17 protein-coding genes are annotated in these 13,514 nt (G+C 60.1%); all 17 read left to right on the forward strand.

What is annotated here, in order from left to right; translation table 11 throughout:
- Positions 1 to 26 precede the first annotated feature (26 nt).
- The 17 genes from D7Y61_RS02505 (at position 27) to D7Y61_RS02585 (ending at position 13,445) form a co-directional block, all read left to right on the forward strand.
- The gene (locus D7Y61_RS02505) at positions 27 to 572 is read left to right on the forward strand and encodes a hypothetical protein (RefSeq protein ID WP_049446852.1); all 546 of its coding nucleotides are present in this window, start codon (positions 27 to 29) and stop codon (positions 570 to 572) included.
- A 383-nt stretch (positions 573 to 955) separates the two neighbouring features.
- On the forward strand, positions 956 to 1,309 hold the full coding sequence (locus tag D7Y61_RS02510) for a hypothetical protein (RefSeq protein ID WP_040008476.1): 354 nt from the start codon (positions 956 to 958) through the stop codon (positions 1,307 to 1,309).
- 59 nt (positions 1,310 to 1,368) lie between these two features.
- Positions 1,369 to 1,797 carry a hypothetical protein gene (locus tag D7Y61_RS02515; protein WP_146256386.1) on the forward strand — a complete coding sequence of 143 codons (429 nt, stop codon included), beginning with the start codon at positions 1,369 to 1,371 and terminating at the stop codon, positions 1,795 to 1,797.
- A gap of 162 nt (positions 1,798 to 1,959) precedes the next feature.
- Entirely contained in the window at positions 1,960 to 2,526 is a 567-nt protein-coding gene (locus D7Y61_RS02520) for a hypothetical protein (protein WP_008267292.1), read from the forward strand.
- A gap of 86 nt (positions 2,527 to 2,612) precedes the next feature.
- Positions 2,613 to 3,302: a phage N-6-adenine-methyltransferase gene (locus D7Y61_RS02525; RefSeq protein WP_229298517.1), complete on the forward strand. Its 690-nt coding sequence runs from the start codon at positions 2,613 to 2,615 to the stop codon at positions 3,300 to 3,302.
- Complete coding sequence (locus D7Y61_RS02530) at positions 3,295 to 4,083, forward strand: hypothetical protein (RefSeq protein WP_146256385.1); 789 nt, start codon at positions 3,295 to 3,297, stop codon at positions 4,081 to 4,083. Before D7Y61_RS02525 ends, D7Y61_RS02530 begins: the two co-directional genes overlap by 8 nt.
- On the forward strand, positions 4,076 to 4,738 hold the full coding sequence (locus D7Y61_RS02535; protein WP_049451765.1) for an N-6 DNA methylase: 663 nt from the start codon (positions 4,076 to 4,078) through the stop codon (positions 4,736 to 4,738). Before D7Y61_RS02530 ends, D7Y61_RS02535 begins: the two co-directional genes overlap by 8 nt.
- A gap of 499 nt (positions 4,739 to 5,237) precedes the next feature.
- Positions 5,238 to 5,408 (forward strand): ribbon-helix-helix protein, CopG family, encoded by a 171-nt coding sequence (locus D7Y61_RS02540; RefSeq protein WP_140222693.1) that lies wholly within the window; start codon positions 5,238 to 5,240, stop codon positions 5,406 to 5,408.
- Between the two features lie 46 nt (positions 5,409 to 5,454).
- Positions 5,455 to 7,104 carry a DNA primase family protein gene (locus D7Y61_RS02545; RefSeq protein WP_008265409.1) on the forward strand — a complete coding sequence of 550 codons (1,650 nt, stop codon included), beginning with the start codon at positions 5,455 to 5,457 and terminating at the stop codon, positions 7,102 to 7,104.
- Between the two features lie 62 nt (positions 7,105 to 7,166).
- A complete protein-coding gene (locus tag D7Y61_RS02550; protein ID WP_099595987.1) occupies positions 7,167 to 7,412 on the forward strand; it encodes a hypothetical protein in 246 nt (81 codons plus the stop codon).
- Between the two features lie 66 nt (positions 7,413 to 7,478).
- Positions 7,479 to 8,492, forward strand: coding sequence for an ArdC family protein (locus D7Y61_RS02555; RefSeq protein ID WP_180864870.1), 1,014 nt, complete (start codon positions 7,479 to 7,481; stop codon positions 8,490 to 8,492).
- 361 nt (positions 8,493 to 8,853) lie between these two features.
- A complete protein-coding gene (locus D7Y61_RS02560) occupies positions 8,854 to 10,614 on the forward strand; it encodes an ankyrin repeat domain-containing protein (protein ID WP_080354581.1) in 1,761 nt (586 codons plus the stop codon).
- Between the two features lie 106 nt (positions 10,615 to 10,720).
- Positions 10,721 to 11,305 carry a hypothetical protein gene (locus D7Y61_RS02565; RefSeq protein WP_024957517.1) on the forward strand — a complete coding sequence of 195 codons (585 nt, stop codon included), beginning with the start codon at positions 10,721 to 10,723 and terminating at the stop codon, positions 11,303 to 11,305.
- Positions 11,305 to 11,514: a hypothetical protein gene (locus tag D7Y61_RS02570; protein ID WP_008266166.1), complete on the forward strand. Its 210-nt coding sequence runs from the start codon at positions 11,305 to 11,307 to the stop codon at positions 11,512 to 11,514. The genes D7Y61_RS02565 and D7Y61_RS02570 overlap by 1 nt, the downstream gene beginning before the upstream one ends.
- A 187-nt stretch (positions 11,515 to 11,701) precedes the next feature.
- Entirely contained in the window at positions 11,702 to 12,022 is a 321-nt protein-coding gene (locus tag D7Y61_RS02575; RefSeq protein WP_040008455.1) for a hypothetical protein, read from the forward strand.
- Positions 12,019 to 12,333 (forward strand): hypothetical protein, encoded by a 315-nt coding sequence (locus tag D7Y61_RS02580; RefSeq protein ID WP_024957519.1) that lies wholly within the window; start codon positions 12,019 to 12,021, stop codon positions 12,331 to 12,333. Before D7Y61_RS02575 ends, D7Y61_RS02580 begins: the two co-directional genes overlap by 4 nt.
- Positions 12,330 to 13,445, forward strand: coding sequence for a hypothetical protein (locus D7Y61_RS02585; protein WP_049419365.1), 1,116 nt, complete (start codon positions 12,330 to 12,332; stop codon positions 13,443 to 13,445). Before D7Y61_RS02580 ends, D7Y61_RS02585 begins: the two co-directional genes overlap by 4 nt.
- The last annotated feature ends 69 nt before the right edge of the window (positions 13,446 to 13,514 follow it).

Here is a 13,514-nt window from a genome sequence, read left to right on the forward strand (position 1 = left end):
GAGCAAGAAAAGGCTTGGAGCCTGATGTGAGCGGCGCCGTCGCCGCTTACACGATGGGCATCAGCCTAGACTCATTGAACAGTCGACGCCGGGCGGGGAAGGGGCTCTTTCCTGATTTCACGAGGGCGAAGAGCAACAAAGGTGGCACCCGTTACAACTGGAGATCCGTCCTGGATTGCAGCGAGGCGGAGGTGAACGGGCGATGGATATCGGCCGGCCGCCAACGTATCGAAGAGGATGAGGCAAGTGCGCTGTCGGCAGCATTGGCTGTAGCCAAGATCAGGCGCGCTGAGGCCGATGCCGAGATTGAATCCCTGACAAAGGCACTCAAGCGGCTTGGCATTAAGGCGCTTGAACGCGTGCTGCCTTGGGCGGTGGATGATCGAGGGCGGGTGCTTGGCTCTGCCGCGGCCTACCCTGCCCACCTCGCAAAGCCTCACACGACCCTGGAGGCGCTCCAGATGCCCTGGGTCGAGCGGCGTCTGCACGACGTGCTGATGGACGCTGTCGACTCGATCCTGAGCGATGTCCGCCAAGCGCTGAACAGGGCGCGTGAGGCAAGCCTCGGCTGAGGCAAAGGCTTACCGCGAAATGGGATGCCCGAATGCCGGGTCCTCGCGCACTTTGTCGTGAAAATGATTGCTTGCAAGCCCTTGAAAAACGATCACTTTCAGTGATTTAGCCCTTCATGGGAGGTCGCCAGCGAGTGGGTAGGATGGGCGCACAAGAAACGGAGACGCCCTTGAACACTTCCCCCGCCTACCAGGCCCGCCCAGTGGCACTGCTCTCAGCACGCACTTTGGGTCGGTGCCTAAGGAAACCTGTAGTCCGGGCGTGACCGCTTCCGAGTAAGGGCGTAGGTCAGGCCAAGCGGCTCACTACTTCGATCACTTCTTCCGCGCGGCAGATCTGCCGCGACGGCGAAGCTTTACCCAAAAACCAAGGAGATGCTCCCGTGGGACTCGATATGTTTGCAGGAAAAACCCGTAAAGACGTGGTGGACAACACCGCCGTGCCGATCATGGAATGGCGCAAGCACCCGGATCTGCATGGCTACATGCAGGCGCTGTATGCCAGCCGGAGCGGCTGCAAAGACCCGATGAAGTTCAACAAGAAGCCCCTGTTTCTGTCTAGGCAGGACCTGGAGGACCTCCGGCAGGCCGTGCTTTCCGGACAGCTTCCGAAAACGGAGGGGCACTTCTTTGGCGAGTCTCTTCCCGAAGAACAGCACTTCGACCTGATCTTCATCGATGGAGCGTGCCGCCTCATCGATCAGGGTTGGAATGTCTTCTACGACTCGTGGTGGTGATCTCTGTCCTCTCGTACCGCTACCCAACCTTCCGCATCCATCAACCTTCGGAGTCCATCGTGAGCAAGAAGCCCAGCAGCAAATCCCGCCGTAATCGGAAGTCGAATCGTTCCTCTCGATCTCATGGAGCGATCGTTCCGCAGATCTATTTGACGACCAGTGCGGCTTCCCTCATTGAGGGGATGGATAGCATTGAAAGGGAACTCTTTGAAATGACGCTCCCGGACTTGCTGACGTCGGAGGAAGTCACGTCCTGCATTCAAGTTTACGGTTCTTACCGAGCAGTCGTGACCCATTTCGACACGCAGTTTGTGGTCGAGTCCGTGGGGTGCCGCGCCGCTACGAAAGGCCATTCATCCAAGCCCGGCTTTGTTCTGGATACATACGATCAGCATGCACCCGGCGATTTGCAGCCTCCCTCGTGGCTCGGCAGCTTCCAGCCCCTCCTGCGCACGGCGCCGCTGCCCGGCTTGCAGTCCGAGTCGTAACCCCAACCCGGGCAGCGATCGCCTTTCCGGGCTTGCCTAAGGCAGTGCGGGCATCGCTTGCCTCTCTGCTGGCGCGCAGTAACCCAACCCCATAAAGCAAACGTTCAACGCGGCCCTTTGGCCGTGAGGGCGGAGCTTTGCCAAATCATCAAGGAACAGCCAATGAAACAGCGATACACCATCAGCGTCACCGGCCCGGTGTGGGTCGACTACAGCGTCGCCATGGATGTCACGTGTGTGTCCGATGCGATCAACCATCTTGAATCGCTTGATCCTGAAATCGCCGCACAGTGGCTGATTGAGTCATCGGCCTACTCTCTGGAAAGAATCGAACACGAGGTATGCGGAGGCGTGGGGGACGCGGTGTACGAGGCGATCCCGGACTACGTGTTCAACCGAGCCGGTGAGATGGAGTTCGGATCGGACGAGGAGGACGACCACGATGGTGTCGCCGATCCCGTCGCGCCCGCGTTGCCGCAACGCCTCTTGCTGACGGCGACGGGGCTCGCCAGCCGCCGCTACACCTTCGAAGCCGAGTCATGGGAAGACGCATTGAGTCAGTTTCACGGGCTCAGCACCGAGGAGCTCAATGCGCCGACGTGGAGCATTTGGGGAATTGATCTGGACGTGGACGTCAGCCTTGTCGTGGGGGCATTGGTCGAGGGCGGTGAAGCCGACGAAGACGCGCTGGAAGACATTGCCATGCACCTGGACGTGCAGCTGCCGTAGATGCCCTTGCTGTACCTCGGACCCGCTACGCAGGTCTGAATCCCTCGAACTAACAACAACTCCCTATCAACCATAAGGTGTGCACATTGAACATCCTCTCCGCTTCGTCTGACCCGAACAACCTCTTCATGCCGAAGGAGCGCAAAACCACCTCCATCCCCCGGACTAAAAAGCTCGCCGCAGCCACAGTTGGTTTCGACCGCTTGCCGCAGTTCGAGACAACCACCACTTGGCTCACCCCTCCGGAGCATATTTGGGGCAGCCCGAGGGAAGGCTTCACGGGCCTGGGGCCCTTCGACCTGGATCCGGCAACGCCCGAGAACGGGATGCCGTGGCCCACCGCGGCTCGGATGCTCAAGCCCAGCGATGACGGCCTGGCGTCGGAATGGCCGGCGGATGCCTTCGTTTTCATGAACCCGCCGTTCGGCCGGGGGCAAGAGGCCTGGATGGAGAAGATGGCCAACCACCCGGGGGGCGGCATCGCCCTGGTGTTTGCGCGAACCGAGACCCGCTGGTTCCAAAGTTTCGTGCTGAACCACCCCGATGTCAGCGCGGTGGTCTTCCAGGAGGGCCGCTTGAAGTTCCACCGGGCCAACGGAGACGTAGGTGACGCGCCCCCTGCTGGCCCTGCGTGGATTGCCTACGGCGAGGAGGGCGCCCGTCGCTTGAAGCGGGCGGTCAGGGAGGGGCAGATCCGCGGATGTTTCCTGGAGCTGGACTTTGCCCGGGTGAGTTCTGGGGTGGGCGCTGACGTGGGGGCGGCCAACGATGAGTAAGGGCACTTCGAAGAAGGCAAAGCCGACCGATCCCCGCAACAATGCTTACCAGCGGTTGTTGAAGGCTATCCAAGCCATCCCCGGGGAATCGCCCAGGGAAAAGATGCGCAAGTTCACCGCGTTTGCGCTGAAGGTTTGCGTGATCAATCAGGCCGAGGAGTTGTTCACCCGGGGATTTGGGCCCTTGGTCGCCTGGTGTGACTTGACGCTGCTTGGGACTGACGTGCAAGGAAGCGAGGATTGGTGCCACGAAGCGGGCCAGGCCTACGGCGGCGCAGTGGAAACCTTCGAGCCGTTCGAATGCATCCTGGGCCGATTGTTTAATGAGTTGGTGTGGTCAGGGAAAAAGAACGACGCTCAACATTTCACCCCTTGGGGCTTGGCGAGGGCGATGAACGCCTTTGCTCAAGCGCCTCAAAAAGACGAGTGGCCCATGGGTGACCCCACCTGCGGAGCCGGCACGCTGTTGCTTGTGAAGCTTCACGAACTGGCCGGGAAGGATTCGAAGGCCCTTCGGGGGCTTACCGTGAAAGCGAACGACCGCGATCCGTTGTGTGCTGCGATGACCGCACTTCAGTTGCTGTCAAACCAGTTGATCTGGCGGATGCCCATCGGGCGCGTGGTGGTCGAGTGCAAAGACATCATCACTCAATACCTGGAAACGCGGGTGGTGTTTTGGTCTCTCACGCGAGATCGGTTCATCGCCATGGATGAGGAGATCCGGCTCGAGAAGGCCAACCGGGTGACGGGCGCTGACATGGGGGCGGCCAACGATGAATGAGGTCGCCAACCTTGTGAAGGCCATCCGCGCCATCCCTTCCACTCCTGGCAAGCCGTGGAATCCGCGGGTTGCATTCGAAACGTTCGTTCAGCACGCACTGATGTCAATGGCACATATCCACGCAGACACCAAGGGTCACCTCGACACCAAAGTCCTTGCTTTTGGACCCTTGAAAAAAAATGTCGAAGAAGCGCCTGAAGTGGTAGCAGCCATCAACGCTTACATCAAAGCGGTCTTCGCAAGCAGGCCGTTTGACGATGTCCTGGGACGGGTCCATGCCGAGCTGCTGGCCAGGAAGGGTGGGGAAGGGCTGGGTCAGTCTTTCACTCCCGGCGATCTTCTCGATCTGGTTCAAACCCTTGCCACCAGGCATCGGCCTGGTGGGAGCGGAGCCAAGGTCTACGACAGCTGTTGCGGCGCGGGTTCGCTTGCCCTTGCCGCGATCAGGAGTCAACAGAAACACCTTCCAAGCGAAAAAATCCTGGTGCTGGCGGGGGACATCGATCCGTTGTGCGCAGCGATGACGGCTTTGCAGATCCACGCGAATCAAACGTTTCATTTCTTGCCGCTTGGGGCGGTCAAAGTCACGGTGGGGAACGAACTGATCGGTCCCAGGCGCCCCGGGTTTTGGTCCCGCTTCCACCTCTACGAGTAGAGGCCGGAGGCCCGCCTTTCCCTCTTCAAGACTCGGCGGCGAGCAGCCGCCGGCTCTTGCTTCAAGCCGCTTTTGCTCTTGTTTTTCCTAACAGGTAACAAGCACCTGTTACCCCCTTGTTACCCGTGAAAGCCTTGTCCCATAAGGAGGTAACAAGGGGTAACAGGGTAACGGGTGGATCGCGAGCTCCCGATGGGTGTATGCATGGATGTTGTGAGCGGTGAGTGGATTTTTCTTGCGTGGATCTCTTAAACCACTTGTTACCTTGTTACCACCTGTTACCCCCAGTAAACATAAGGGTTTGAAGGGTAACAAGTGGGTAACAAGCACTTGCTACCTCCCAGGCTGATGCTTGAGGTATTTCACACTTTCAAGTGTTTCTGGAGCATCGAAAGCAGAAACGAACATCCGTTGGCGCGAGCCCTTGCCAGTTCCGTAAAGCCTGCTTAGATGGATTTGTGGCCACAACAGGACCACAAATCAAGAAACGGAGCAGGCAGTGAAGACGAAGCGCGAAAAGACCGCACGGGATGAGTTGTTGAAGGCCCGGGTCAGCAAAAGTTTTAAGGCGTTGGTGGAGGAGACGGCGGTGGCCCGTGGGCAAACCCCTTCCGAGGCCATGCGTCAGGCGCTTCAAGAGTGGGTGCATCGCCCCAGTCAAGCGGCATAAAAAACCCCGGGTGCGAACCGGGGCGTTTACTACTAGGGATTACAACATGAAGAGTAAGTCGAAGACTGGCCCTGTCAAGGGCGGGGAGGCCAATGGCGACGCCGTTGATCAGGCTCCGAAGAAAAAGGGCAAGGCCTTTGGGGCCGATGCCAATCCCAACGACGCCACGGATGACCTGGGCGTTATTGGGGAAGACCTCTCGTTTGAGCTGGCTTATGCCGACGATATGCGCCGCGCCAACTGTTTCCGCATTGGCGGCAAGATGGACAACGGCGAGATCGATTTTTCGCTGTATCAGTGGAATGAGTCCGAAGGCATCTGGGCCCCGCAAGCCACCCGGGAAGTAGAAGCCCACGCGTTGGACTGGATGCGCAAGCACGCCCCGGAGGACGCCAAGCAGAGCAGCGCGACCAGCTGCGTCAAGACGGCCATTCTCGAAATGATCCGCTTGCCTGGCATGAAGTTGCCTGAAAGCCAGCATCGGGCCATCGTGCCGCTGAAGGGCGGTTACCTGGAGATCCTCAAGGACGCCAACAAGAAGGCCTACATCGAATACCTGCCGGCCGACCCCAAACACGGGATCACTTCCTTGGTCCCAGCGAAGCTCAACCTCGACCAGGTGAGGTCCGGCCGCTACACCCCCAAGCCGTTGGACCCCAAGTCGCGGTGGGCCAAATATCTGGATCGCTTCATGCCGGACATGGCCGTGCGAGGGTTGCTTCAAGAAGCCATGGCGTCGTCGGTCATGCCGATGTGCCTGGAAAAAGCCTTCCTGTTGCTGGGAAGCGGCAGCAACGGCAAGAGCACCTTGCTTCACGTCCTGCGAGCCATCCACCCCAAGAACACTGCGGTCCGCATCGACAAGCTGGATGGGCAGTTCGCCATGGCACCTCTCGCTTCCAAGACTCTTTATCTGGCGACAGAGGCGCCCAAGGTCCTCTCCGATCCCATCCAGCAGGTCTTGAAGGCGCTTATCTCGCGCGATCCCATGTCAGCGGAGAACAAGGGCAAAGATGCCTACACCACGGTGCCGCGCGGCACGCTCTTCCTGGCACTGAACGCCATGTTCTCGGTGACGAGTCACGAACACGGCTTCTGGCGAAAGATTTGCATGATCCCGTTCAATGTGCGCCTGGCCGAGAACGACAAGGACCGCGATCCGGACTTCCACAAGAAGCTGACCGAGGACCCGGCGGAAATGGCCGTGATCATCGACTGGCTGCTGGAGGGGGCCATGCGCCTCATTGAGCGTGGCGGCCTGCCCGAGGAAATGCCCGAGGCCGTCAAAGCGCTGGCCGAGCAGACCCGGCAAGAGACGGACACCACGGCATCTTATTTCGCCGAGCGCATGGTCATCGAAGAAGAAGGCACGTGGACCGACAAGAACGACATCTATGCAGACTACCGAAACTACGTTCTGGATGAGCTGGGCCGCAAGCCGGTGGGTGCTGAAGAGCTTTGGAAGCGGGTGCGCGAACGGATGCCGGGGCTCCAGCAGAAGCAGAAGAAGGCGACGAAGGGATCGAAGGCCGAGCGCTGGGTCAACCTGCGCGTGGGGGGATTGAAGCCGCGCCTGGAGGGCGGGGCTCCCCAGGCCATCCCGGACGAGGAGGTTCCGTTGGGTGACCCTCTGAGCAAAGAGGCCATGGAAGCCATCGCCCTCCTGTCGGGCGCACCGATGGCTGAAGCCGCGTAGGCCTTTACAACCGGCGATGGTGCGCTATTGCAAAGGGGTATCCAAACCAAAACGGAGCCCCCATGCCATCGCCCAACCACATCCCCGACGACGCGTTCCCCGAATCGGCCATCGGCCCGGCCGATCTGGAGAGCCCAGAGACGCCGGAAGCGGACCCGCAATACTTGCTCGTGCAGAGCGGGTTTGGTCTCCATGTCCGTCTGGGAAAAGACGGCGACCAGGGATTGCGCAGCGAGGACGAAATCGCCGAGCTGGTGCGGCGAGCGTTGTATCACCGCAAGAGTCTGACCCTTCATATCGAGTTCTGACCCCATCTACCCACAACCACCTGTTGAGAGGCGCAGGAGGTTGAAAAAGATTTGAGGCAACCACCCATGTCCAAGTATTCGGATCTCATCCAAACCACCGCCGAGCGAATGCTCCAACTCATGCAGCAAGGCACCATCCCCTGGCGCCGGCCCTGGAACGACCCCGACGCCCCGCAGAACGGCTCGATCAACGGGCCCTACAACCCGACCACGGGCAAGGCCTATCGCGGCAGCAACACGCTCATCTTGCGCGGGGCTCAACTGGTCCACGGCTACGAGGACCACCGATGGCTGACGTATCGCCAGGCGCAAAGCATTGGGGCCCAAATCAAGCGCGGCGAGAAGGGGCAGCAGATCGCCTACTGGGATTTCAGCAAGGCCGGCAAAGCCAAAGACGGTGCCGAGCCGTTGACCGAAGGCGAAGAGAAGAGCGGATACCAGGGACCATCGGTGTTCGTCGCCACGGTGTTCAATGCCAGCCAAATGGATGGCATGCCCGAGCCCCCGCCGCCCTTCATCATGCCCGAGTCGATCCGCAACCTGCGTCTGCGAGAGTTGTTGGACAAGCACCAGCCAAAACTTCATCACGATGGCGGGAACAGGGCCTTCTACTCCGTTGCTACCGACAGCATCCACGTTCCGAAAGCCGGCAGCTTTCAAGATCCGATTAGTTATGCGTCAACCGTGCTCCACGAACTGGCCCATTGGACCGGGGCCAAGCACCGGCTCGACCGCGATCTAACCGGGCGATTCGGGACGGAGGGGTATGCCAAAGAGGAGCTGGTAGCCGAGCTCTCAAGTTTGTTCATTTCCGAGCGACTGGGGATTGCCCTGGGCAAGAAGCACGAAGAGCAACACGCTGCCTACCTGCAGTCCTGGATGAAAGCTCTGGCCGACGACCCCAGGACCCTGTTCCGTGCAGCCAGCCAAGCGGAGAAGGTCATGACCTTTCTCGACATCCCGACGTTTGAACGCGAGCCGCTGCCGCAGGTCAAGAAGGAGCAGGACATGGACCAGAGGCGGAAGGCGGAAGCCGACCGAAGGTCCCCATCGCGACGCAAGGAGCGCCAGGTTGCTTAGCGCAGGTAGGGGGTTGACCTTTTGAGGTTTCGAGTTAGAAATGAATGTGCTGGGGGAAGTCCCGGCTGTGGTCCGATTCCTCTACTTCTAACTGAGAACTTTTCCAGGGTGAGCGGTTAGAAGGTGGTTGGGTGGTTATCCTTGCTGTTTTTGGTGGTTTCCGGTGGTTGCTGTCGCCGGGGTGGAAAGAATGCTTAGTTAACCGACCTGAGAAATCAATAACTAGGCGCCATGTTTTTTCTTGAGCTTCTTACGCTGGGTTGAGAGGGGTGGCGAAAGCCGCCCCTTTTCTCTTTGCAGCCCCTTGCGCATCCCCCTTTCTTTGTTAAGACATGAGTATCACTCACCAAGCGGAGGAACCATGGCTGGCAATGTCTTTTCAAATCTACTTCGACCCTTCATCCGTCAAAAGGACACGGAACTACCAGGCGTGGCTTCTTCTGAGCCGCTTGAACCCCCGGTCCGGGAGCGCTTGGATGATTCAAGCCAGCGGCCAGTGGCTTCAGCGGAGCCGGCAACCCTTTCGCCCGTTGAGGGCCCTCAAAGTGTGCCCCCATCGTTCAACGATGAGGCAACGGATCGGTTGGGGAACACTTTGGCCTTCGCTGGTCTGAAGACGAAGGGTCGCTTCGAGCACGAGGTAAGGCAGGCCATCGAAGACGGCGCCGATGTGAAAGGGTATCGCGACGCGCGCGGCGATTCCGCCTTGCATAAATGTCAGGAGCCGTGGCAGATGGAACTGCTTATCTCGGCTGGGGCGGATGTTCACGCGTTGGACAAACAAGGGCGTTCGCCTTTTGATCGCCTGTTGAGCACATACCAAAGGGAACCCGCTTGGTCCGAAAAACCTACTGCGGAAGGTTTGGCGCTGTTGGCGAAGGCCGGAGCGGATGTCAATGCCCTAAGCCAAGGGCAATCCGCTCTGCATGTTGCTGCGAAGCGAGGGCTTGAAGGCGATTGCCACATGCTTATCGATGCCGGCGCCGACGTGAATCTGCGGACGGACGGGGGAGACACCCCGCTCCACCTGGCCAGCGACCCAAGCGTTGTGCTGCGCTTGCTGGATGCCAAGGCCGATCCCTCCCTGCTGAACTCGAATGGCGAGCCAGCGCTAAAACATGATCCTATGCTTTATCGAGAAAGTATTCGGAACCACCGAGACGATTTTTCGCCGCGTGAGCGCGTCGATGCGGCGACCGACCCGATTTTCCTGGCCGAGACGCCCAGCGAGCTTGTCGCTGCGTTGGGGCAGGGCGGTAGTGTGAGGGACACCGATGCGCTGGGCCGAACCGCGCTTCATTACGTCAAAACGGGGGAGATGGTGCAGGCGTTGGTGTTGGCCGGGGCCCAGGTTGACGCAAAAGACATGGAGGGAAACATTCCTGCCCATACCGCGGACGAGCGCGCGATGGAAGAGTTGGTCGATGGGGTGGGGAGAGGCGTTTCGCAACACCATGTGGAGAACGACAGGGGGGAAACCCCTTATGCGACCCGGGATCACTACCACGAGGCTCGGTATTGGGATGCCGAAGCGAAAGAGCAGGCCGCGGAAAAGGCGGAGCAGACGAAGGAGGCGCAAGACCGCGTGTTCAACATTGTGGAACTCATTGAGGCCGGCGACGCCAAACGTCTGCTGGAGCAGGTGGATCCCAACGAAGAACTGGTCAGTCGGAACCGAACGTTCAACATCGACGGAGACGAGGGCTGGGCTTACAACGACTATGCCGGCTACAGCGTCCTTCACGAAGCGGCGAAGCAGGGGAACACGGAACTCTGCCGAGAACTGGTGTTCGCAGGGGCGGACTGGAACAAAGAGTGTAAGCTCGTCGGCGAGCAAGGCTTTGACAACTACGTCAACGGCTTTCGAAACGAGCCTGGCATGAAGCCCATCGATTTTGCGAGCAAACGAGAGACCAAGTCGTTCTTGAGCAACGCTGAGAACGAGCTGCGATGCCACAACCGATCCAAGCTCTTGGACGAGCTTCTTCCCGCTGCCAACGCTTGGAAACCACCGGAAGGCGGGTTTGGGGCCGACGCCCAACGGCAGGTCGGTGCGGCCATGAAGGCCCATGGGCAGGACGGCCAAACCCTGGAAGCCCCTCGCTTGCGAGCGCGCTTCTAAGGCCAAGGGAAAGGGCGGCGAAAGCCGCCTTTTCTTTTCCCGATCCCCTTGCGCAAACCAAACCGTTTGTTATGGGTAGTGCAACCCATTCAAAAAAGGAGGCCTCATGCGCGCGTTGATTCTTTCTCTGGCCCTTGCCAGCCTGCTCCCCCTTGCCGCCAGCGCCGCCGAGCCCCGTAGCGATTCGGTCGCCGTTGCCGTCGGGGTGAATGCCACCGTGATCACGCCGCACACCATCGCAGTAAGGGTCACACACGCCTGGGAGGCGTCCCCCACGGAAACCGCCACCGGGGTTCAGTCCTTCGAACCCATGGAAGCGCCGGGCCGTGGCCCATACGCGGCTTACAACTCAATCTTGAAGAAGAACCCCGCAACACGCGAAAGCGTCACGCTGTGGGTGATTGACGAGGCGCAGCGCTACTACACGCTCCGAGTGACGTATGAGCGCGTCCCATGCCGCGACACGCGAAACAACGGTGTGGATGACAGCGTATGTGCGCTGCGCATCGCTGGCCGCATTCTGCCGTTCTACATGCAGGGCGACGAGCAGGGGGCTTTTGAGGTGGGGGATCAAGTTTTTCTCCGCTCCGAAGGGACCGCGCAGCCAGTGATTACAGAGCTTGAGGCAGCTTCCGTATCCGTAGTCATCGGTGCGGGCAGAGAAAATGTAGCCGTTGGAGGGCAGCGCTGATGAAATGGCTCGCATTTTTCCGCAAGCGCCCCGATGCCGCGCTGAGCATCGAGGACTTCAAGCAATCTCCAGGCCACGTTTTGATGGACGAGAGCGGATACCTGGGCCTTTCTCACGAAGCAGCAGCCCAGATCGATCGGTTGCGCCAAGCCAAGGGCTGGGGCGTGCGCTCTGCCAACGCGGCAACGACCGGCAAAGGGCGGCGCTAATGGGAGCCACATTCAAAAGCATTGCCCACCATTACGGTCACCTCATTCTAGACGGCATGGATTGCTCCCCTGCGCAACCTCACGAGCTGCACCACCTGCCAATGGCGTGGAATCTCAAGCCCAGCCAGTGGGGCCAACCTCTCACCTTCCAAGCGCGCCCTCTCAGAAGTCACCCGGGGGGCCGCCCATGGTGAGCGCGATTCTTTTGCTGACCCTGCTCGGCCTCATGGTCCTGGTCCCTCTCTGGACGCTGAAGCGCTTTGCCGACGCCAAGGCAGCCTGGCAACGGGTGAGGGGCGGTGAGCGAGACGCTCGCACGCACGGCCGCGTCGTGATCCATGGCGGGCTGTTTGGAGTTGGGATGGTGGTCATCGCCGCGTTCTTGGCCCAAGCCACCTTCAGCGTCTGGCACCAGCTCGCCACCGGGGGAGGCCTGTTTGTCCTCGGCACGGTCGCGGTGCTCTGTCTGCTGGCCTTTTTCTGGGGCAAGGGGAGGTCGCGCGGATGAGTGCGTTGACGATGCTGGTCCTTTCCATGCTGGTCCTTGCTGTGTTTCTCTGCTCGGCGGCGTTTCTCTCTTTTATGATCGCGTTGACTTACCCGACCGTAAAGCAATCGCTGGCCCTTTTTTGCGCCGGGAAGCGCGACGCATCGCTCTACGTGGATTTCGCGATTTTTGGGGGGATCTTCGCGGGTTGCGTCCTCACGCTCGCATTCGGGGCGGTGGTAATGGCCCTCAACATTTCCAGCGCTGAGGACGCCGCTCTATACGCGGCCACCTTGCTTAGCGCGGGGCTGGGCTACTGGGTGGGCCGATGACACGCGAGCCGTCCACCTTGTTTGCCCCAGGCGTTCTTCCCGGGCCGGATGGCATCGAGCTGTTGCCGATGCCCGCAGACATCCGGGCCATCTACGACGCAGCCCAACGCAACACGCCTTTCAGCAAGGACGTGGACGACGCCCTGGCCGCGCACCGCAACGCACACGGCGAAGCGGAGCAAATCGAGCACGCCCAGCGTGTGGATCCTGCGGATGCCATGCCCTCGGAGCGCTACCGGGCGTATGTGAGCCAACGCCGCTATGCGGTCCGCGCCTGCATTCAGGCCGGCATGGCACGAAAGGACATCGCAAGGTTCCTCGGGGTGGCTGTTTACACCTTGCAGAAAGATGCTCAAGCCCTTGGACTGCGGTTGCCGGTCTGCCAACGACAACCGAGCAGCATTGCAGGGCACTCGGTCGAGGAGGTGCTGAGCCTGCTCCACGAACTGGGCACCCGCACCCGTGTGGCGGCTCGGATCGGCGTCACTCAGCAAGCGGTTAGCCTGTTTTGCAAGAAATACGAACTGGACATGCCGCAAAACGGAAAGAAGGCGGTTGTTCTGGCTCGGCGCAAAGAGGTGCGCCGGTTGAGCGAGGCCGGCCTATCGGTGTCTGAAATGGCGCAACAGTTGGCCGTGCCATACGCATGCATAACGGCCGACCGCCAAGCGCTGAAGCTGCCGCGTGTGCGTCTGCCGGCAGAGAAAATGACCCTCTTGGGCTTGAGTCGAGCAGAGATAGAGGCCCTTCTTGCTCGATTCCAGACCATCAAGGCAGTGGCTTTGCATCTCGGAACCAGTGGGGCGCATGTGTCCTCTTACATGAAGAGAGCCGGCCTCAAAGCGCCACGGGACGGGCGATGCCGCCAGGCCACTACACCATCGAGCGACCGCAAACCGCTGAAGCTTCCGGGCATGCGTAAACCGGCKGAGAAAATGACCCTCTCGGGCTTGAGTCGAGCAGAGGTCGAGATCCTGCTCGCCCGATTCCAGACGGCCAACGCTGTGGCTCTGCATCTTGGGGTCAGCGCGTCGTCTATATCTGTTTACATGAAAAGAGCAGGTCTCAAAGCGCCGCGCGATGGGCGACGTCGTCAGGCCACTCCATCATGATTCCACGCAAAGGCTTCCTCGGCGGCTGCTCCCCGGCCCAGGTTCAATCCTTGCTGGACGAAGGGGGGA

Origin of the sequence: Stenotrophomonas maltophilia, from assembly GCF_013464485.1 — a bacterium.
GTDB lineage: Bacteria > Pseudomonadota > Gammaproteobacteria > Xanthomonadales > Xanthomonadaceae > Stenotrophomonas > Stenotrophomonas maltophilia_AW.

What these genes read in the sequence shown, in the direction of transcription:
- D7Y61_RS02520 (WP_008267292.1), top strand. Translation starts at nt 1,960, where the DNA reads ATGAAACAGCGATACACCATCAGCGTCACCGGCCCGGTGTGGGTCGAC.
- D7Y61_RS02530 (WP_146256385.1), top strand. Translation starts at nt 3,295, where the DNA reads ATGAGTAAGGGCACTTCGAAGAAGGCAAAGCCGACCGATCCCCGCAAC.
- D7Y61_RS02535 (WP_049451765.1), top strand. Translation starts at nt 4,076, where the DNA reads ATGAATGAGGTCGCCAACCTTGTGAAGGCCATCCGCGCCATCCCTTCC.
- D7Y61_RS02545 (WP_008265409.1), top strand. Translation starts at nt 5,455, where the DNA reads ATGAAGAGTAAGTCGAAGACTGGCCCTGTCAAGGGCGGGGAGGCCAAT.
- D7Y61_RS02550 (WP_099595987.1), top strand. Translation starts at nt 7,167, where the DNA reads ATGCCATCGCCCAACCACATCCCCGACGACGCGTTCCCCGAATCGGCC.
- D7Y61_RS02555 (WP_180864870.1), top strand. Translation starts at nt 7,479, where the DNA reads ATGTCCAAGTATTCGGATCTCATCCAAACCACCGCCGAGCGAATGCTC.
- D7Y61_RS02560 (WP_080354581.1), top strand. Translation starts at nt 8,854, where the DNA reads ATGGCTGGCAATGTCTTTTCAAATCTACTTCGACCCTTCATCCGTCAA.
- D7Y61_RS02565 (WP_024957517.1), top strand. Translation starts at nt 10,721, where the DNA reads ATGCGCGCGTTGATTCTTTCTCTGGCCCTTGCCAGCCTGCTCCCCCTT.
- D7Y61_RS02570 (WP_008266166.1), top strand. Translation starts at nt 11,305, where the DNA reads ATGAAATGGCTCGCATTTTTCCGCAAGCGCCCCGATGCCGCGCTGAGC.
- D7Y61_RS02575 (WP_040008455.1), top strand. Translation starts at nt 11,702, where the DNA reads ATGGTGAGCGCGATTCTTTTGCTGACCCTGCTCGGCCTCATGGTCCTG.
- D7Y61_RS02580 (WP_024957519.1), top strand. Translation starts at nt 12,019, where the DNA reads ATGAGTGCGTTGACGATGCTGGTCCTTTCCATGCTGGTCCTTGCTGTG.